Source organism: Pseudomonas sp. 9.2(2024) (genome assembly GCF_039695385.1).
Classification (GTDB): Bacteria; Pseudomonadota; Gammaproteobacteria; order Pseudomonadales; family Pseudomonadaceae; genus Aquipseudomonas; species Aquipseudomonas paraglycinae.
Map to the genome: position 1 here is coordinate 5839659 of NZ_CP155585.1, position 16352 is coordinate 5856010.

Consider the following 16352-nt stretch of genomic DNA (forward strand, 5'->3'; position numbering starts at 1 on the left):
CGATGGCGATTTTGGTTATCTGTTCAGGCGGATGACCCGTCGGTTGACTGATCACGGCCCTGAAAAAAGTGGCGCATTATGCAGACGTCAGCGGGGGATCGCCAGAGTCTGCACTGCTTTTATGATAGTTGAATGTCGGCTCAGCCGAGTTCAACGATTTCGTAGTCGTGGGTGATCGCTACGCCAGCTGCGCCGAGCATGATCGAGGCCGAGCAATACTTCTCGGCAGACAGTTCGATGGCGCGTTTGACCTGGGCTTCTTTCAGGCCACGGCCCTTGACCACGAAGTGCATGTGGATCTTGGTGAACACTTTCGGATCTTCGGTCGCGCGCTCGGCTTCGAGAAAGGCTTCGCAGCTTTCAACGGCCTGACGGGACTTCTTCAAGATGCTGACCACGTCGAAGTTGCTGCAACCACCAACACCCAGCAGGAGCATTTCCATCGGGCGGACACCCAGGTTACGACCACCGGCGTCCGGCGGACCGTCCATGACCACGACATGACCGCTGCCGGATTCGCCGAGGAACATGGCTTCGCCAGCCCATTGGATGCGTGCCTTCATCGTCAAGACTCCACTGTAGAAAAAAGGGTCGCCAGCTTAGCACAGGGCCCTGCCCGGACAGCGAGCACGTTCCTGGGACGAATGCACCTTTGACGTAGGCGATTTCTCGAAATTTCGACGAAGTGTCTGGTAAGCTGGCGCCAATTCACTGGCGCCTTCGCCAGACTGTGTAGCGACCGCCTCAGCGCCTCATATAAAAACCAAATATAACCGTGCAGTCTTTTCGGGATACAACCATGGTTGGTATTACCCCCACACCCAAAATCAAGAACCTCGACAAGCTGCTGATGCATTGCCAGCGCCGCCGTCACGCGGCCAAGAGCAACATCATCTGCGCCGGGGATCGCTCCGACACGCTGTACTTCATCATCCGCGGCTCGGTCACGATCCTGATCGAGGACGACGACGGCCGCGAGATGATCATCGCGTACCTGAATGCCGGGGACTTCTTCGGCGAGCTGGGTCTTTTCGAAGAAGCCGGCCAGGAGCAACAGCGCAGCGCCTGGGTGCGGGCCAAGGTTGAATGCGAAGTGGCGGAAATCAGCTACACCAAGTTCCGCGAACTGTCGCAGCAGGATCCAGACATTCTTTACGTCCTCAGCGGACAAATCGCACAACGCCTGCGCAACACCACGCGTAAGGTCGGCGACCTGGCGTTCTTCGACGTCACCGGTCGTGTCGCTCGCTGCCTGCTGGAGCTGTGCAAACAACCGGATGCCATGACCCACCCGGACGGCATGCAGATCAAAGTGACCCGTCAGGAAATCGGCCGGATTGTCGGTTGTTCGCGAGAGATGGTCGGTCGCGTGCTCAAGGATCTTGAAGAACGCAACCTGGTCGATGTGAAAGGCAAGACCATGGTGGTCTTCGGCACTCGCTGAGTGCGAAAACTCAGCCGGCGTAGATCTGCGCCAGCATCAAACGAAAGAGTTCATCGAGACGCGCCAGTGCATGGGGCGCCGGGAATTTCTCATGCAGAGCGATGTGGCTGGCGGCACGAACCCGCTGCTCCAGACCACACGCTTCGTTGAAGCGGTTGACCGCCGCCACCATCGACTCACGCTCGTCCTCCACCAGCATCGCACCGTGCACCAATCCCACCGGTCGCTGACCACCCTGACTCTGGCGCCAGCGCTGAGCGGTGCCGACCATCTTGCGACCGTCGAGATTGACGTTGAAGCGACCATCGCAAAACGCACCGTCGATTTCACCCAACGACGAAGTGCCACCCAATTCATCCAGCAACTCACAGATCGGATCACACAGACGCCGGTAACCGGTTTCGATACGGTTCAGATCGCCTTCGCTGCGAGGCGGTGCGTAGACCAGTGCAATGTTGATGGTCGAAGCCGACTGCGGAACAGGTTCGCCGCCGGTCTCACGCAGCAACACCGGCCAGCCGGCAGCAGCGGAGACTTCACAGGCGTGATCGAATCCGGGCAAGCGGTTCAAACGACGTGGCATGACCAAAGCGCGGTCGCTGGGCTGCCAGAACAGCAAGCCAAATTCGGCATCACCAGCGCAGACCGAGGCCAGCAGATCCTGTTCGGCTTGCAGACCGGCTTCGATGGTCAGGGACGTGGGGATCATAAGGTTTCCATAGGACGTTGAGTCTGAGGTGAATCTTATGCCGCCTTCGCGGGCAAGCCCGCTCCCACAGGGGAACGGGCGCCTGCGAAGACTCGATCAGTCGAGGGTCGAACCGCTCACCGGAACGCCGCGCTCCGGGAAAAACAGACGCTGCAGTTCGATGCCCGGGCTTTCGGCGCGCATGAATGCTTCGCCGACCAGGAACGCGTAAACGTCGCTGATTTCCATCAGTTCGACATCGGCACGGTTGAGGATCCCGCTCTCGGTGATCACCAGACGATCGCGCGGAATGCGCGGCAGCAGGTCGAGGGTGGTTTCCAGGCTGACGTCAAAAGTGTGCAGATTGCGGTTGTTGACCCCGACCAGCGGCGTGTCGAGGGTTTTCAGCGCGCGCTCCAGCTCATCGCCGTCGTGCACTTCCACCAGCACATCGAGGCCGACGTCTTTGGCGACCGACGCCAATTCGGCCATTTTCACGTCATCCAGTGCGGAGACGATCAACAACACACAATCGGCGCCCAGCGCACGGGCTTCGACGATCTGGTACGGATCGATCATGAAGTCCTTGCGGATCACCGGCAGCGAGCAGGCCGCGCGGGCCTGTTGCAGGTAGGCATCGGCGCCCTGGAAGTAGTCGATGTCGGTCAGCACCGACAGGCAGGTCGCCCCGCCCTTCTCGTAGCTTTTGGCGATGTCGGCAGGAACGAAGTTCTCGCGGATCACGCCCTTGCTCGGCGACGCTTTCTTGATTTCGGCGATCACTGCCGGTTGTTTCTTCTTGGCCTGCGCCAGCAATGCCTGGGCAAAACCACGGGGTGCATCGGCCGCCTTGGCCAGACTTTCCAGCTCGCTCAGGCTCACACGAGCGCTACGCTCGGCGACTTCCTGAACCTTGCGGGCCAGAATGTTTTCCAGAACCGTCGGTACACTCATCCCTCATTCTCCACTTTGAATACCGCGGTAAAGGCACCCAACTCCTCGAGTTTCTCCCGAGCAAGACCGGTGTGCAGAGCGTCGTGGGCCAGTGCCACGCCCTCTTTCAGACTTGTCGCCAGGTCGGCGGCGTACAGCGCCGCACCGGCATTGAGCACGATCATTTCGGCAGCCTTCTGACCGTTCTCGGTCTTGCGCTTGCCGAGTGCATCGCGGATCAGCGCCAGCGACGCTTCCGGGCCTTCGACCGACAGGCCGTGCAGGCTCTGGCTCTTCATGCCCAGATCTTCCGGCTCGACCCAATATTCGGTGATCTGATCGTCCTTCAGCTCGGCGACAAACGTCGGCGCCGCCAGACTGAATTCGTCCAGACCGTCCTTCGAATGCACCACCAGCACGTGCTTGCTGCCCAGACGCTGCAAGACTTCAGCCAACGGCCGGCACAGCGCCGGGGTGAACACGCCCACCACCTGATGTTTCACACCGGCCGGATTCGTAAGCGGGCCGAGCATGTTGAACAAGGTACGCAGGCCGAGATCGCGACGCGGGCCGGCGGCGTATTTCATGGCTTTGTGGTGAGTCTGGGCAAACATGAAGCCGATGCCGACGTTATCGATGCAGCGCGCCACCTGAACCGGGGTCAGGTTGAGGTAGATGCCGGCGGCTTCCAGCAAGTCGGCACTGCCGCTCTTGCCCGACACTGCACGGTTACCGTGTTTGGCCACGGTGCAGCCAGCTGCGGCGACCACAAAGGAAGACGCGGTCGACACGTTGAAAATGTTTGCCCCGTCACCGCCGGTGCCGACCACATCGACCACGCCGTCGAGGGTCTTGAGTTCGACCTTGTCCGCCAGCTCGCGCATCACCGACACGGCGCCGACGATCTCGTCGATGCTCTCGCTCTTCATGCGCATGGCCATCATGAACGCGCCGATCTGCGCGTCAGTGCATTGGCCGGTCATGATTTCGCGCATCACGTCGCGCATTTCATCGGTGCTGAGGTCGAGGTGATCGACGATACGGCTCAGGGCTGTCTTGATATTCATGGAAAGTCCTTAGCGCGTGCCGCCGGTTTGTTTGAGGAAGTTGGCAAACAGTTCATGGCCCTGTTCGGTGAGGATCGATTCCGGGTGGAACTGTACGCCCTCGATGTTCAGGGTCTTGTGACGCAGGCCCATGATTTCGTCGACCGAACCGTCATCGTGCTGGGTCCACGCCGTCAGCTCCAGGCAATCGGGCAACGTTTCGTGTTTGACGATCAGGGAATGATAGCGGGTGACGGTCAGCGGACGGTTCAGACCGGCAAACACGCCCTTGTCCTCGTGGAATACCGGGCTAGTCTTACCGTGCATCACTTGCCGGGCGCGGACGACATCGCCGCCAAAAGCCTGGCCGATGGACTGGTGACCGAGGCAGACGCCGAGGATCGGCAGTTTGCCGGCGAAGTGCTTGATGGCTTCGATGGAGATGCCGGCTTCGGTCGGTGTGCACGGGCCAGGGGATACGACGATCCGCTCAGGGTTGAGCGCTTCGATTTCGGCAATGGTCAGTTCGTCGTTGCGCACCACCTTGACCTCGGCACCCAGCTCGCCGAGGTATTGCACAACGTTGTAAGTAAAGGAGTCGTAGTTGTCGATCATCAGCAACATGGCGTTTCGAACCTCTTGAATTCTGACTTGAAGACAGCCTTCGGATGACTTGCCAGGGCGCTGCACACTGCCGGACGCGCAGGTCGCATCGGCACAGCGGCATTTCAAACGGGCAAGGAAGGCAAAGCGATACAGATCCGGCGGGGCCGGCAGAAAAGATTCAGGCGCGCCAACGCCAGCGGGCGTGTGCCTTGATGACTTGATCCAGAAGTTTGCTGGTGATCAACACGGGGAAGGTCTCGTTCATACGTTTCGGCACAGTAACTTAGCTGGGCGGAGCGTGCAATATGGCCGGGGCCGTGGGGGATAAAACAATGGGAGGGTTGACGACCGATGGCAAAACGCCGGAAGTTTTTGGTACTGTCGTTTCGTTCACTACAACAATAAATAAACGGACTTGCTCATGATCAAACAGACGTTGTTTGTACCGCTCGCCGGATGCCTGCTCGCGATGGCCTGCGCCCAGGCGAACGCCGCACCCAATCCTTATTCGAATTTCGTGGTTTTCGGCGACAGCCTGAGCGATGCCGGGACTTTCACTGACAGCGGCGGCCCGGCCGGCGCCACGCAGCGCTACACCAACCGCACCGGCCCGGTGTATCTGGACGGCAGCGGTGAACTCCGCTCGCTGAACTCGACGCAACTGCTCGGTGGCCGACTCGGTTTCACACCGGATCAAACCGCCTCCTCGTCCTCGGCAGTTCGTGCCGGCCAAGGCCAGCCGGACGGTAACAACTGGGCTGTCGGCGGCTACCGCACCGACCAGATTCTCGACTCGATCACCAGCCAGTCCGCCACCGGCGAACGCACCCGCGCCGGTTACCTGCCATCGAACGGCTTCCGCGCGGACCCGAATGCCCTGTATTACCTGACCGGGGGCGGTAACGATTTCCTACAGGGCCGCGTCACCAGTCTTCCGCAGGCTAATGCCGCCGCCGATCGACTGGTCGACAGCGTCCGCACGCTGCAAGGCGCCGGCGCCCGCTACATTATGGTCTGGCTGTTGCCGGACATCGGCCTGACTCCGGCCATCAACGGCTCGCCGCTACAAGCCTTCACCTCGCAACTCAGCGCCCAGTTCAACACCGAACTGGTCAGCCAGTTGCAGAGCGTCAATGCCAACGTCATCCCACTGAACGTCCCGGTTCTGCTCAAAGAGGCATTCGCCAATCCGGCGCAGTTCGGCCTGGCGACCGACCAGAATCTGGTCGGCACCTGCTTCAGCGGCAACAGCTGCACGGAAAACGCCCGGTATGGCATCAACAGCGCCACCCCGGATCCGACCAAGCTGATCTACAACGACGCCGTCCACCCGACCGAAGCCGGGCAGCGCCTGATTGCCGATTACGCCTACTCGCTGCTGGCCGCACCATGGGAAGCGACCCTGTTGCCGCAAATGGCTCAAGGCACCCTGCGCTCGCATCAGGATGAACTGCGCAACCAGTGGCTGGCGGATTGGGAAAACTGGCAGGCCGTTGGCCAATGGCGGGCGATTGTCGCCGGCGGCGGCCAGCAACAGGACTTCGACAGCCAGCGCAGCGGCGCCAGCGCCGACGGCAACGGTTACAACCTGAACATCGGCGGCAGCTATCGCCTCAACGATGCCTGGCGCGTGGGTGTGGCGGCCGGTTTCTACAATCAGAAACTCGAGGCCGGCGACAACGATTCGGACTACAAGCTGAACACTTATCTGGGCACCGCATTCGCCCAGTACCAGCAGAACCGCTGGTGGGGTGACGCCGCCGTAACCGCCGGGCATCTGGATTACGACAGCCTCAAACGCAAATTCCAGCTGGGAGTCAACGAACGCGGCGAGAAAGGCGATACCGACGGCTATGTTCTGGCCTTCAGCGGACGCGTGGGTTACGACATTGCGCCAGAAGCGAGCAGCCCATGGCACCTGTCGCCATTCGTCAGTGCTGACTTTGCCAAGGTTGAAGTCGATGGTTACTCGGAAAACGGCGCCGACTCCACCGCGCTGACGTTCGATGACCAGTCGCGCATCTCCCGCCGTCTCGGTCTCGGGATCCAGGGCAAGTACCAGATCACCTCGCAGACCCAGGTGTTCGGCGAACTGGCTCATGAGCGCGAGTACAATGACGACACCCAGAATGTGACGATGAACCTCAACAGCCTGCCGAACAACCGCTATACCCTGGCCGGCTACGCCCCTCAAACCAACCTGAACCGCCTGAACCTCGGCGTGAGCCACAACCTCACCAAGGATCTGGCATTGCGCGCGAGCTACGACATCCGCAAGGATGACGACTTCACCCAGCAAGGGATCAACGTCGGCGTAGCGCTCGACTTCTGATTCGCAGGCCATAAAAAACGCGGCGCCCTCACAGGCGCCGCGTTTTTTTTATAGCTGAAGCATCAATCACTCAGTCCGGGGTTTGCTCGGCGAGCGCAACAGCGCGGAACATCGCCCGGCGTTTGTTGATGGTTTCTTCCCATTCCAGCGCCGGCACCGAGTCGGCGACGATGCCGCCACCGGCCTGCACGTGCAGCTCGCCGTTCTTGATCACGGCGGTACGGATCGCAATCGCGGTGTCCATGTTGCCGTTCCAGGCGAAGTAACCGACCGCCCCGCCATACACGCCACGTTTGACCGGCTCCAGCTCGTCGATGATTTCCATCGCACGGATCTTCGGCGCGCCCGACAAAGTGCCCGCCGGCAGGATCGCCCGCAGCGCGTCCATCGCCGTCAGCCCGGCTTTCAACTGACCGGTGACGTTGGACACGATGTGCATCACGTTGGAATAACGCTCGATGACCATCTTCTCGGTAAGTTTCACCGAGCCGATTTCCGAAACGCGCCCGGTGTCGTTGCGACCGAGGTCGATCAGCATCAGGTGCTCGGCGATCTCCTTGTCGTCGGACAGCAGGTCCTCTTCCAGCGCCACGTCCGCCTCTTCGGTGGCCCCGCGAGGGCGGGTGCCGGCAATCGGGCGCACGGTGATCAGGTTGTCTTCGACCCGCACCAGCACTTCCGGCGAACTGCCGACAACATGGAAGTCGCCGAAGTTGAAAAAGTACATGTACGGCGTCGGGTTGAAGCAACGCAGTGCGCGGTACAGATCGATCGGCGCCGCCTTGAAGTCGATCGACATGCGCTGGGACGGCACGACCTGCATGCAGTCACCGGCGAGGATGTATTCCTTGATGGTGTCGACGGCTTTTTCGTAGTCATCCTGGGTGAAACTGGAGCGGAACACCGGCTCGGCCGCCTGCTGCTTGCTGAAATCCAGGCCACGGCGCGGGGTGATCGGCTGACGCAGTTTTTCCAGCAACTCCTGCAATTGCGCCTGGCCCTGCTCGTAGGCATCGGCCTGCGCCGGGTCGGCCAGCACGATTGCGTGCATCTTGCCGGCGAGGTTGTCGAACACCACCACCGCATCGGAAACCATCAGCAGAATGTCCGGCACGCCCAGCGGATCCGGGTTCGGGCATTTTCCGAGGCGCTTCTCTACATAGCGCACACAGTCGTAACCGAAGTAACCCACCAGACCGCCGTTGAAGCGCGGCAGACCGGCAATGGTCGGCACGTTGTAGCGGGCCTTGAAGGTTTCGACGAAGGCCAGCGGGTCTTCAACGTCATGGCTTTCAGTTTCGACACCATCGACGGTGATGCTCACGTGATGATCGTGAACTCGCAGCACGGTGCGGCACGGCAGGCCGATGATCGAGTAACGGCCCCATTTCTCGCCGCCCTGCACCGATTCGAGCAGGTAGGAGTTGGGCTGGTCGGCCAGTTTCAGGTAGATCGACAGCGGAGTGTCGAAGTCGGCCAGGGTTTCGCAGGCCAGCGGGATGCGGTTATAGCCGTCAGCGGCCAGACGCAGGAATTCTTCGCGGATCATAGGGTGCCTCGTGGTGTGAGGGGCAAATCAGTCAGGTGTGCAAACGCGCCGGCAGGCCGGCCAGGAACAAGTCAGGCGCGCCAACGCCAGCGGGCCAGGGCCTTGATGACTTTCATCCAGAGTTTGCGGGTGACCACCACGATGGCGTTTCCAGAAGGGGATTGAGAAGCGTCGGGCAACGTTATCTCAGCGGCCGTATCCAGGCAACCGGGAATTAGCTTGCGCAGATCGTCGATCACCAGCGCCGGGGATTCCTCGGCAATCGGCCGGCCATGGTTGTAGCCATAACTCAGCCCTACGCATTTGACCCCCGCCGCTTTCGCCGCCAGCACGTCGCTGCGCGAATCGCCGACGAACAGCGATTGCGAGGCCGGGATACCGGACATCTTCATGACGAAGAACAGCGCCGCCGGATCGGGCTTCTTCTGCGGCAGGGTGTCGCCGCCGATGATCCACTTGAAGTAGCGGCCGATCTTCATCTGATCCAGCAGCGGCGCAACGAAGCGCTCCGGCTTGTTGGTGATCAGCGCCATGGCCACGCCCTGCTTGTGCAGCCATTTGAGGGTGTCGCGCACGCCGGGATAGACCACGGTCAGCTCATGGCTGGCGCCGTAGGCCTCCATGAAAACTTCCAGCGCGTGCTCGGCTTCGACGTCATCCACGGAAGAATGATCGATGCCGCCGGCCAAGGCGCGGCGCACCAGCACCGGCGCACCGTTGCCGACCCACTCGCGAACCGACTCGATACCGGCAGGCTTGCGCCCGAGGGTGAGCAGCATGTTATCCACCGCCGCCGCCAGGTCGGGTACCGAATCGATCAGCGTGCCATCCAGATCGAACATCACCAACCGCGGCAGTTGCCCCGGGAACAGCTGCTCAAAACCGCTCATGGGCGAGCCAGCGCCAGTTCGGAACGCATCTTGTCGATGACTTCCTGATAGTTCGGCGCGTTGAAGATCGCCGAGCCGGCCACAAAGGTGTCGGCGCCGGCGGCAGCGATTTCACGGATGTTGTTGACGTTGACGCCGCCGTCGATTTCCAGGCGGATGTCACGGCCCGAGGCGTCGATGATTGCGCGCGCTTCGCGCAGCTTGTCGAGGGTGCCGGGGATGAATTTCTGCCCGCCGAAGCCCGGGTTGACGCTCATCAGCAAGACCATGTCGACCTTGTCGATCACGTACTTGAGCACGTCCAGCGGGGTCGCCGGGTTGAACACCAGGCCGGATTTGCAGCCGCCTTCACGGATCAGTTGCAGCGAACGATCGACGTGCAGCGTGGCTTCCGGGTGGAAGGTGATGTAGGTGGCGCCGGCCTCGATGAAGTCGCCGACAATGCGATCCACCGGGCTGACCATCAGGTGCGCGTCGATCGGCGCGGTCACGCCGTACTTGCGCAGTGCGGCGCAGACCATCGGGCCGATGGTCAGGTTCGGTACATAGTGGTTGTCCATGACATCGAAGTGGACGAAGTCGGCACCGGCGGCCAGAACGTTGTCCACTTCCTCGCCCAGGCGGGCGAAGTCGGCGGAGAGAATCGACGGAGCAATAACGAAGGGCTGCATGACGCACCTTTTCTGAGCTAAATCACGATGGCGCGCATTGTATACCTCAAGTTTCCGCGCGCGCACCGTGACCGCGATGATTGGGTTGTGCCATGACCGGCGGCCGGCAGTTTCTCAGTAGGCCGCCCGGTAGATCTTCTCGATGTCGGCGGCGCTGAGCTTGCGCGGGTTGTTGCGCATCAGGCGCTCGATGCCTGCGGCCTCTACGGCCATGGCCGGGATCGCCTCTTCGGGCACCCCGAAACTGCGCAAGCCCAGCGGAATTTCCACCACTGCGCACAGTTCGGTCATCGCCGCGACGGCGCTATCGGCCGCTTCATTGAGACTCAGATGAGCGGTCTTCACCCCCATGGCTTCGGCAATATCCTGCATCCGTTCGACGCAGGCCATCTTGTTCCAGGTCATGACATACGGCAGCAGCAACGCATTACTGACGCCGTGAGCAATGTTGAAGCGCCCGCCCAGCGGATACGCCAGCGCATGCACCGCGCCGACCCCGGCATTGCCGAACGCCATGCCGGCCATCAGGCTGGCGGTGGCCATATCCTCCCGGGCTTGCAGGTTGGACGGATTGGCGTAGGCCTTGGGCAAGGATCGGGCGATCAACTTGATCGCGCCGATGGCCAGCGAATCGGTGATCGGCGAGGCATTCAGTGACAGGTAGGATTCGATGGCATGCACCAGCGCATCGACGCCACTGGCGGCGGTGACACTGCGCGGGCAGGTCAGGGTCATCTGCGGACTGACCAGCGCCACGTCCGGCAACAGGTAATCGCTGACGATGCCTTTCTTCAGTTGGGCGACCTTGTCCGAGAGGATGGCGACGTTGGTCACTTCGGAACCGGTGCCGGCCGTGGTCGGGATGGCGATCAGCGGCGGACCTTTGCGCGGCACCTGATCGACGCCGAACAGATCCTCCAGCGCACCGTGATAACCAGCATAGGCGGCAACACTCTTGGCGATGTCGATGGCACTGCCGCCCCCGAGGCCGATCAGACCGTCATGCCCGCCTTCGCGATAGACGCGCATGCAATCCTCGACGATGGCGATTTCCGGATCGGGCAGCACCCGGTCGAAGATTTCGTACTCGCGCTCACCGATCTGCGCCAGCGCCAACTCCACCGTGCCGGACTTGACCAGTGCGGCATCGGTGACGATCAGCGGGTTGTCGATGTCCAGCCGCGTGAGCTCGGCCGCCAGTTGCTCGATGGCCCCGGCGCCGGTGATCAGTTTGTGAGCGATCTTGAACGAGGAAAGACTCATCGTGCGCAGCCTCTTATAGATGTGGGAGCTGAGCACAAGCGTAGCTGGGGAATTCGGGTTGTCTGGTATTCAGGGTGTGAATGACTGAAGCAGGAACAAGAGCGCCCTCACCCTAACCCTCTCCCGGAGGGAGAGGGGACTGACCGTGGTGAACTTTCGCCATCCATTGACCTGAATTACCGAGTTGAACTCAAATTTTGATAAGCATAGAGATCGGCTCCCTTTCCCCCTCTCCCCATTGGGGAGAGGGTTGGGGTGAGGGGTGGCTCTTGAGCCGAACACTAAATCTGAGCAGTACGCAGTTTCTCACTCCGCCCACGCAACCACTCCAGCGTCAGCAGCAGAATCACCGAGAAGGCAATCAGTAGCGTTGCAGCCGCCGCAATCGTCGGGCTCAGATTCTCGCGAATCCCGCTGAACATCTGCCGAGGCAACGTCGCCTGCTCGGGACCTGCGAGGAACAGTGTCACCACCACTTCATCGAACGAGGTCGCAAAGGCAAACAGCGCCCCGGAAATCACCCCCGGCGCAATCAGCGGCAAGGTCACCCGACGGAACGTAGTCAGTGGCGAGGCGCCCAGGCTGGCCGCCGCCCGCACCAAGTTATGGTTGAATCCCTGCAACGTCGCCGACACCGTGATGATCACGAACGGTACACCCAACACCGCGTGCACCACGATCAGCGAAAAGAAACTGTTGCCCAGCCCCAGCGGCGCGAAGAACAGGTAACTGGCCACGCCGATGATCACCACCGGCACCACCATCGGTGAAATCACCAGCGCCATCACCAGCGGCTTGCCGGGGAAGTCGCCACGGGTCAGGCCGATGGCCGCCAGCGTGCCGAACACCATCGCCAGCACGGTCGCGGCCGGGGCGACGATGATGCTGTTCTTCAACGCGCGCATCCATTCCGCCGAGGCGAAGAAGTCCTGGTACCAGTGCAGCGAAAAGCCTTGCAGCGGGTACACCAGAAAACTGCCCGAGTTGAACGACAGCGGCACGATCACCAGCACCGGCAGGATCAGAAACAACAGGATCAAGCCGCAGAGGATCCGCAAGCTGTAGAACCACACCCGCTCGACGGGCGACATATAAGGACTCAGCATTTCAAATTCCCCTTAGCTCAGGCGCAGGCGACTGGCGCCCACCAGCCAGCTGTAGATCAGATAAAGCACCACGGTCGCCAGCAGCAACAAGCCGCCGAGTGCAGTGGCCATGCCCCAGTTGATGCTGGTGTTGGTGTAGAACGCGACGAAGTAGCTGACCATCTGATCGTTCGGGCTGCCCAGCAGTGCCGGGGTGATGTAGTAGCCGATGGCGAGGATGAACACCAACAGGCAACCGGCGCCGACACCGGCGTAGGTCTGCGGGAAGTACACCCGCCAGAAACTGGCGAACGGATGGCAGCCCAGAGAAATCGCGGCACGCATATAGGTCGGCGAGATGCCTTTCATCACGCTGTAGATCGGCAGGATCATGAACGGCAGCAGGATGTGCACCATCGAGATGTAGACCCCGGTGCGGTTGAACACCAGCTCCAGCGGTTTATCGATGATGCCCATCGCCATCAGCGCGCTGTTGATCAATCCGCCAGATTGCAGCAACACGATCCACGCGGCGACACGCACCAGAATCGACGTCCAGAACGGCAGCAGCACCAGAATCATCAGCAGGTTGCTCTGACGCGACGGCAGGTTGGCCAGCAGGTACGCCAGCGGATAGGCCAGCACCAGGCAGATCACGGTGATGATCAGGCCCATCCAGAAAGTCCGGGCGAAGATGTCGAGGTAGATCGCCTGATCCGGGGTGGCCGGAGCAATTTCGCCGAGGTCGTCGATGCGGTGATCCACCGCCGCCAACAGATAGAACGGGGTGATGCTGCTGGTGTTGCGCTTCACCGCTTGCCAGTAGGCCGGATCGCCCCAACGCTCGTCGAGGCCTTCCAGCGCTTCTTTATAAGAGGCCGGTTCGCTGGCGAATGGCAGCGAGCGGGCGGTTTTGGTCAGCAGGCTGCGATAGCCGGCCAACTCCATGTTCAGGCGTTTGGACAGATCGCCCAAGGTCTGGTTTTTGCGCGCTTCGGCGAGGTCTTCGCTGGCGGCTTTATAGACCGGTTCGGCGGGCAGGCCTCGGCCGTCCCACGCCGCAATCGCGGTTACGGTGCGCGGCATGCCGCCGACCACTTCCGGGTTGCCGACGCTTTTATAGAGCAGCGCCACGATCGGCACCAGGAACACCAGCAACAGAAACAGCACCAGCGGCGCGATCAGCGCCTGGGCCTTCCAGCGGTTGACCCGCTCGGCGTGCTTGAGCCGCTGCTTCAAGGTGGGGCTGTTGCCCTCGTTCAGGGGAACGGCGATGGCCATGACGTACTCCGCAAATCTTTGATCAATCGAGAATGTGGGAGCGAGCCTGCTCGCGATAGCGCCTTCGGATTCAACATTGATGCCGACTGACACACCGCAATCGCGGGCAGGCTCGCTCCCACAGGAGGGCGAGCCCTCTGGTTACTTCGCAGCCCAGGAATTGAAGCGCTGCTCCAGTTGCTCGCCGTTGTCAGCCCAGAAGCTGACGTCGATCTGCACCTGGTTGGCGATGTTTTCCGGGGTGGTCGGCATGTCTTTCAGGATTTCCTTGTCCAGCAACGGCACTGCCTGAGAGTTGGCCGGGCCGTAGGCGATGTTTTCCGAGTAGGTCTTCTGCTGTTGCGGCTGCACCGAGAACGCGATGAATTTCTTCGCCGCTTCCGCACGCTTGGCGTCCAGGCCTTTCGGGATGGCCCAGGCGTCGAAGTCGTAGATGCCACCGTTCCACACCACTTTCAGGTTGGATTCTTTCTGCACGGCGGCGATACGACCGTTGTAGGCCGAGCTCATGACCACGTCACCGGAAGCGAGGTATTGCGGCGGCTGGGCGCCGGCTTCCCACCACTGGATGTTCGGTTTCAGCTCGTCGAGTTTCTTGAACGCACGATCCTGACCGCCCTTGCTGGCCAGTTCCTTGTAGACGTCTTTCGGCGCAACGCCATCAGCCATCAGTGCGAATTCGAGGGTGTACTTGGCGCCTTTGCGCAGGCCGCGCTTGCCCGGGAATTTTTTCGTGTCCCAGAAATCCGCCCAGCTGGTCGGTGCGGTTTTCAGCTTGTCGGCGTTGTAGGCCAGCACGGTCGACCACACGAAGAAGCCCACGCCGCATGGCTGGATTGCGCCTTTGACGTAATCTTCGGACTTGCCGAACAGCGCAGGGTCCAGTTGCTCGAACATGTCTTCGTCGCAGCCACGGGACAGTTCCGGCGATTCAACCTCTACCAGATCCCAGGACACGCTCTTGGTGTCGACCATGGCTTTGACCTTGGCCATCTCACCGTTGTACTCGCCGGCGACGATCTTGCCATTGCCCGCTGCTTCCCACGGTGCGTAGAAGGCTTTGACTTGCGCCGCCTTGTTCGCCCCGCCAAACGACACCACGGTCAGATCCGGCCCAGCGGCCATTGCGCTTGCCGCACCCATCAGGCCCAGGGTCAGGGCTGTGAACTTCAGGGATCTCAACATTTATTGTTCTCTCCACGTGCAGGGTTGGTGTTGGTATTGCCGGGGCGCTTAATGCGCCTCTAGAAGAGGATCGAGCGCGCGAACGTGCTCGACCTGCCAGCCAAGCGGAACCACGTCGCCGACCGCGAGCGCTGGATCGAGCTCGGCAATCGGTTGTTTCACGAAGAAGTCGGTCTTGCCGCAGACTTCCAGGCGCACCCGGACGTGGTCGCCCAGATAGATGAATTCGGCCACCCGCCCGGAGAAGCGGTTTACGCATTGGTCACTCGAACCGTTGAGGCTGACGCGCTCCGGACGGATCGACAGAGTGACCGGCTCGCCGGTCTGGCCGATGTTGACCGCCAGCGCCTCGACCTTTTCCCCACGCCCCAGCTCGACCACGCAGCGCTCGCCGTTCTGACTGAGCAGGCGCCCGTTGAGGCGGTTGTTCTCGCCGATGAAGTTGGCGACGAAGGTGTTTTTCGGTTCTTCGTAGAGGGTGCGCGGCGGAGCGATCTGCTGGATCTCGCCCTGGTGGAACACGGCGACGCGGTCAGACATGGTCAGGGCTTCGCCCTGGTCGTGGGTCACGTAGACCACGGTCACGCCGAGACGCTGGTGCAGGTGTTTGATTTCCATCTGCATGTGTTCGCGCAGTTGTTTATCGAGAGCGCCAAGAGGTTCGTCCATCAGCACCAGTTGCGGCTCGAACACCAGCGCACGGGCCAGCGCCACACGCTGTTGCTGACCGCCGGACAGTTGCGCCGGGTAACGCGATGCGAACGCGTCGAGCTGGACCATGCTCAGGACTTTCTTGACCTTGTCGCTGACATCGCTCTTGTTCAGGCCGCGCACGGTCAGCGGGAACGCGAGGTTTTCAGCGACAGTCATGTGCGGGAACAACGCGTAGTTCTGGAACACCATGCCGATGTCGCGCTTGTGCGGCGGCACGTTGTTGATCGCCCGCCTGGCCAGGAGGATTTCACCGGCGGTCGGCGTTTCGAAACCGGCGAGCATCATCAGGCTGGTGGTTTTGCCCGAGCCGGACGGCCCGAGCAAGGTGAGGAATTCGCCCTTGCGAATGTCCAGGTTGAGGTCTTTGACGATCAGGTTCTCGCCGTCGTAGCTCTTCTGCACTCCACGAAAGCTGACCAGCACATCGCTGGCCCCTGCGTTTGATTCGACCTGGCTCATACCCACACCTTTGTTATTGATGACTGCTGTGGGATTAAGCCTAGTGGCTGCTTGCAGTCACGCAAATCGGGGCGCAGGAGAGAATCGCCTCAGCCGGATGGAAGGCCGGGGGTAGGGATTGCCCTACAAGGATGGCGCTAATAGACAGAGCAGTGGCGAGTGTTGAGCTGCAAGCCGCAAGAACAAGCAAAAGCGCGTGTCGCTGA

Annotated in this window: 15 protein-coding genes; 2 read left to right on the forward strand and 13 right to left on the reverse strand. The window is 61.2% G+C overall.

What is annotated here, in order from left to right:
- Positions 1-140 precede the first annotated feature (140 nt).
- A complete protein-coding gene (locus ABFB52_RS26485; RefSeq protein WP_003228794.1) occupies positions 141-563 on the reverse strand; it encodes an OsmC family protein in 423 nt (140 codons plus the stop codon).
- Between the two features lie 236 nt (positions 564-799).
- Here ABFB52_RS26485 and crp point away from each other — a divergent pair, with 236 nt between their 5' ends.
- Complete coding sequence (crp, locus tag ABFB52_RS26490) at positions 800-1444, forward strand: cAMP-activated global transcriptional regulator CRP (RefSeq protein ID WP_007956313.1); 645 nt, start codon at positions 800-802, stop codon at positions 1442-1444.
- A 10-nt stretch (positions 1445-1454) separates the two neighbouring features.
- On the opposite strand, the gene ABFB52_RS26495 is transcribed toward crp, so the two are convergent.
- The 4 genes from ABFB52_RS26495 to ABFB52_RS26510 all read right to left on the reverse strand — a co-directional run bounded on the left by ABFB52_RS26495 (position 1455) and on the right by ABFB52_RS26510 (position 4735).
- Positions 1455-2153 (reverse strand): lipoate--protein ligase family protein, encoded by a 699-nt coding sequence (locus ABFB52_RS26495; protein ID WP_129972169.1) that lies wholly within the window; start codon positions 2151-2153, stop codon positions 1455-1457.
- 96 nt (positions 2154-2249) lie between these two features.
- A complete protein-coding gene (gene trpC, locus ABFB52_RS26500; protein ID WP_007956311.1) occupies positions 2250-3086 on the reverse strand; it encodes an indole-3-glycerol phosphate synthase TrpC in 837 nt (278 codons plus the stop codon).
- Entirely contained in the window at positions 3083-4132 is a 1050-nt protein-coding gene (gene trpD, locus ABFB52_RS26505) for an anthranilate phosphoribosyltransferase (protein WP_039768098.1), read from the reverse strand. Before trpD ends, trpC begins: the two co-directional genes overlap by 4 nt.
- 9 nt (positions 4133-4141) lie before the next feature.
- On the reverse strand, positions 4142-4735 hold the full coding sequence (locus ABFB52_RS26510) for an aminodeoxychorismate/anthranilate synthase component II (protein WP_007956309.1): 594 nt from the start codon (positions 4733-4735) through the stop codon (positions 4142-4144).
- Positions 4736-5138: 403 nt separating this feature from the next.
- On the opposite strand from ABFB52_RS26510, the gene estP reads away from it, so the two are divergent.
- Complete coding sequence (estP, locus tag ABFB52_RS26515) at positions 5139-7049, forward strand: esterase EstP (protein WP_129972170.1); 1911 nt, start codon at positions 5139-5141, stop codon at positions 7047-7049.
- Positions 7050-7119: 70 nt separating this feature from the next.
- Here estP and trpE read toward each other — a convergent pair whose 3' ends face one another.
- From trpE to ABFB52_RS26555, 8 genes are all read right to left on the reverse strand, one after another.
- Complete coding sequence (gene trpE, locus ABFB52_RS26520; RefSeq protein WP_039768096.1) at positions 7120-8598, reverse strand: anthranilate synthase component I; 1479 nt, start codon at positions 8596-8598, stop codon at positions 7120-7122.
- A 71-nt stretch (positions 8599-8669) separates the two neighbouring features.
- The gene (locus ABFB52_RS26525) at positions 8670-9488 is read right to left on the reverse strand and encodes a phosphoglycolate phosphatase (RefSeq protein ID WP_129972171.1); all 819 of its coding nucleotides are present in this window, start codon (positions 9486-9488) and stop codon (positions 8670-8672) included.
- The gene (gene rpe, locus ABFB52_RS26530) at positions 9485-10159 is read right to left on the reverse strand and encodes a ribulose-phosphate 3-epimerase (RefSeq protein ID WP_007918813.1); all 675 of its coding nucleotides are present in this window, start codon (positions 10157-10159) and stop codon (positions 9485-9487) included. The genes ABFB52_RS26525 and rpe overlap by 4 nt, the downstream gene beginning before the upstream one ends.
- 114 nt (positions 10160-10273) lie before the next feature.
- Positions 10274-11422, reverse strand: a complete 1149-nt coding sequence (locus tag ABFB52_RS26535; protein WP_085746580.1) for an iron-containing alcohol dehydrogenase — start codon at positions 11420-11422, stop codon at positions 10274-10276.
- 281 nt (positions 11423-11703) lie between these two features.
- The gene (locus tag ABFB52_RS26540) at positions 11704-12528 is read right to left on the reverse strand and encodes an ABC transporter permease (RefSeq protein ID WP_085746581.1); all 825 of its coding nucleotides are present in this window, start codon (positions 12526-12528) and stop codon (positions 11704-11706) included.
- Positions 12529-12540: 12 nt separating this feature from the next.
- Entirely contained in the window at positions 12541-13788 is a 1248-nt protein-coding gene (locus ABFB52_RS26545) for an ABC transporter permease (RefSeq protein ID WP_007959935.1), read from the reverse strand.
- Between the two features lie 141 nt (positions 13789-13929).
- Entirely contained in the window at positions 13930-14973 is a 1044-nt protein-coding gene (locus ABFB52_RS26550) for an ABC transporter substrate-binding protein (protein ID WP_085746582.1), read from the reverse strand.
- 48 nt (positions 14974-15021) lie between these two features.
- Positions 15022-16146 (reverse strand): ABC transporter ATP-binding protein, encoded by a 1125-nt coding sequence (locus ABFB52_RS26555; RefSeq protein ID WP_129972172.1) that lies wholly within the window; start codon positions 16144-16146, stop codon positions 15022-15024.
- Positions 16147-16352: the final 206 nt, after the last annotated feature.

Bases quoted from the DNA above. Each gene is read 5' to 3' on its own strand.
- ABFB52_RS26535 (WP_085746580.1), bottom strand. From the start codon at position 11,422: ATGAGTCTTTCCTCGTTCAAGATCGCTCACAAACTGATCACCGGCGCC.
- trpC (WP_007956311.1), bottom strand. From the start codon at position 3,086: ATGAGTGTACCGACGGTTCTGGAAAACATTCTGGCCCGCAAGGTTCAG.
- trpE (WP_039768096.1), bottom strand. From the start codon at position 8,598: ATGATCCGCGAAGAATTCCTGCGTCTGGCCGCTGACGGCTATAACCGC.
- crp (WP_007956313.1), top strand. From the start codon at position 800: ATGGTTGGTATTACCCCCACACCCAAAATCAAGAACCTCGACAAGCTG.
- ABFB52_RS26550 (WP_085746582.1), bottom strand. From the start codon at position 14,973: ATGTTGAGATCCCTGAAGTTCACAGCCCTGACCCTGGGCCTGATGGGT.
- ABFB52_RS26485 (WP_003228794.1), bottom strand. From the start codon at position 563: ATGAAGGCACGCATCCAATGGGCTGGCGAAGCCATGTTCCTCGGCGAA.
- rpe (WP_007918813.1), bottom strand. From the start codon at position 10,159: ATGCAGCCCTTCGTTATTGCTCCGTCGATTCTCTCCGCCGACTTCGCC.
- estP (WP_129972170.1), top strand. From the start codon at position 5,139: ATGATCAAACAGACGTTGTTTGTACCGCTCGCCGGATGCCTGCTCGCG.
- ABFB52_RS26540 (WP_085746581.1), bottom strand. From the start codon at position 12,528: ATGCTGAGTCCTTATATGTCGCCCGTCGAGCGGGTGTGGTTCTACAGC.
- ABFB52_RS26555 (WP_129972172.1), bottom strand. From the start codon at position 16,146: ATGAGCCAGGTCGAATCAAACGCAGGGGCCAGCGATGTGCTGGTCAGC.
- ABFB52_RS26545 (WP_007959935.1), bottom strand. From the start codon at position 13,788: ATGGCCATCGCCGTTCCCCTGAACGAGGGCAACAGCCCCACCTTGAAG.
- trpD (WP_039768098.1), bottom strand. From the start codon at position 4,132: ATGAATATCAAGACAGCCCTGAGCCGTATCGTCGATCACCTCGACCTC.
- ABFB52_RS26495 (WP_129972169.1), bottom strand. From the start codon at position 2,153: ATGATCCCCACGTCCCTGACCATCGAAGCCGGTCTGCAAGCCGAACAG.
- ABFB52_RS26525 (WP_129972171.1), bottom strand. From the start codon at position 9,488: ATGAGCGGTTTTGAGCAGCTGTTCCCGGGGCAACTGCCGCGGTTGGTG.
- ABFB52_RS26510 (WP_007956309.1), bottom strand. From the start codon at position 4,735: ATGTTGCTGATGATCGACAACTACGACTCCTTTACTTACAACGTTGTG.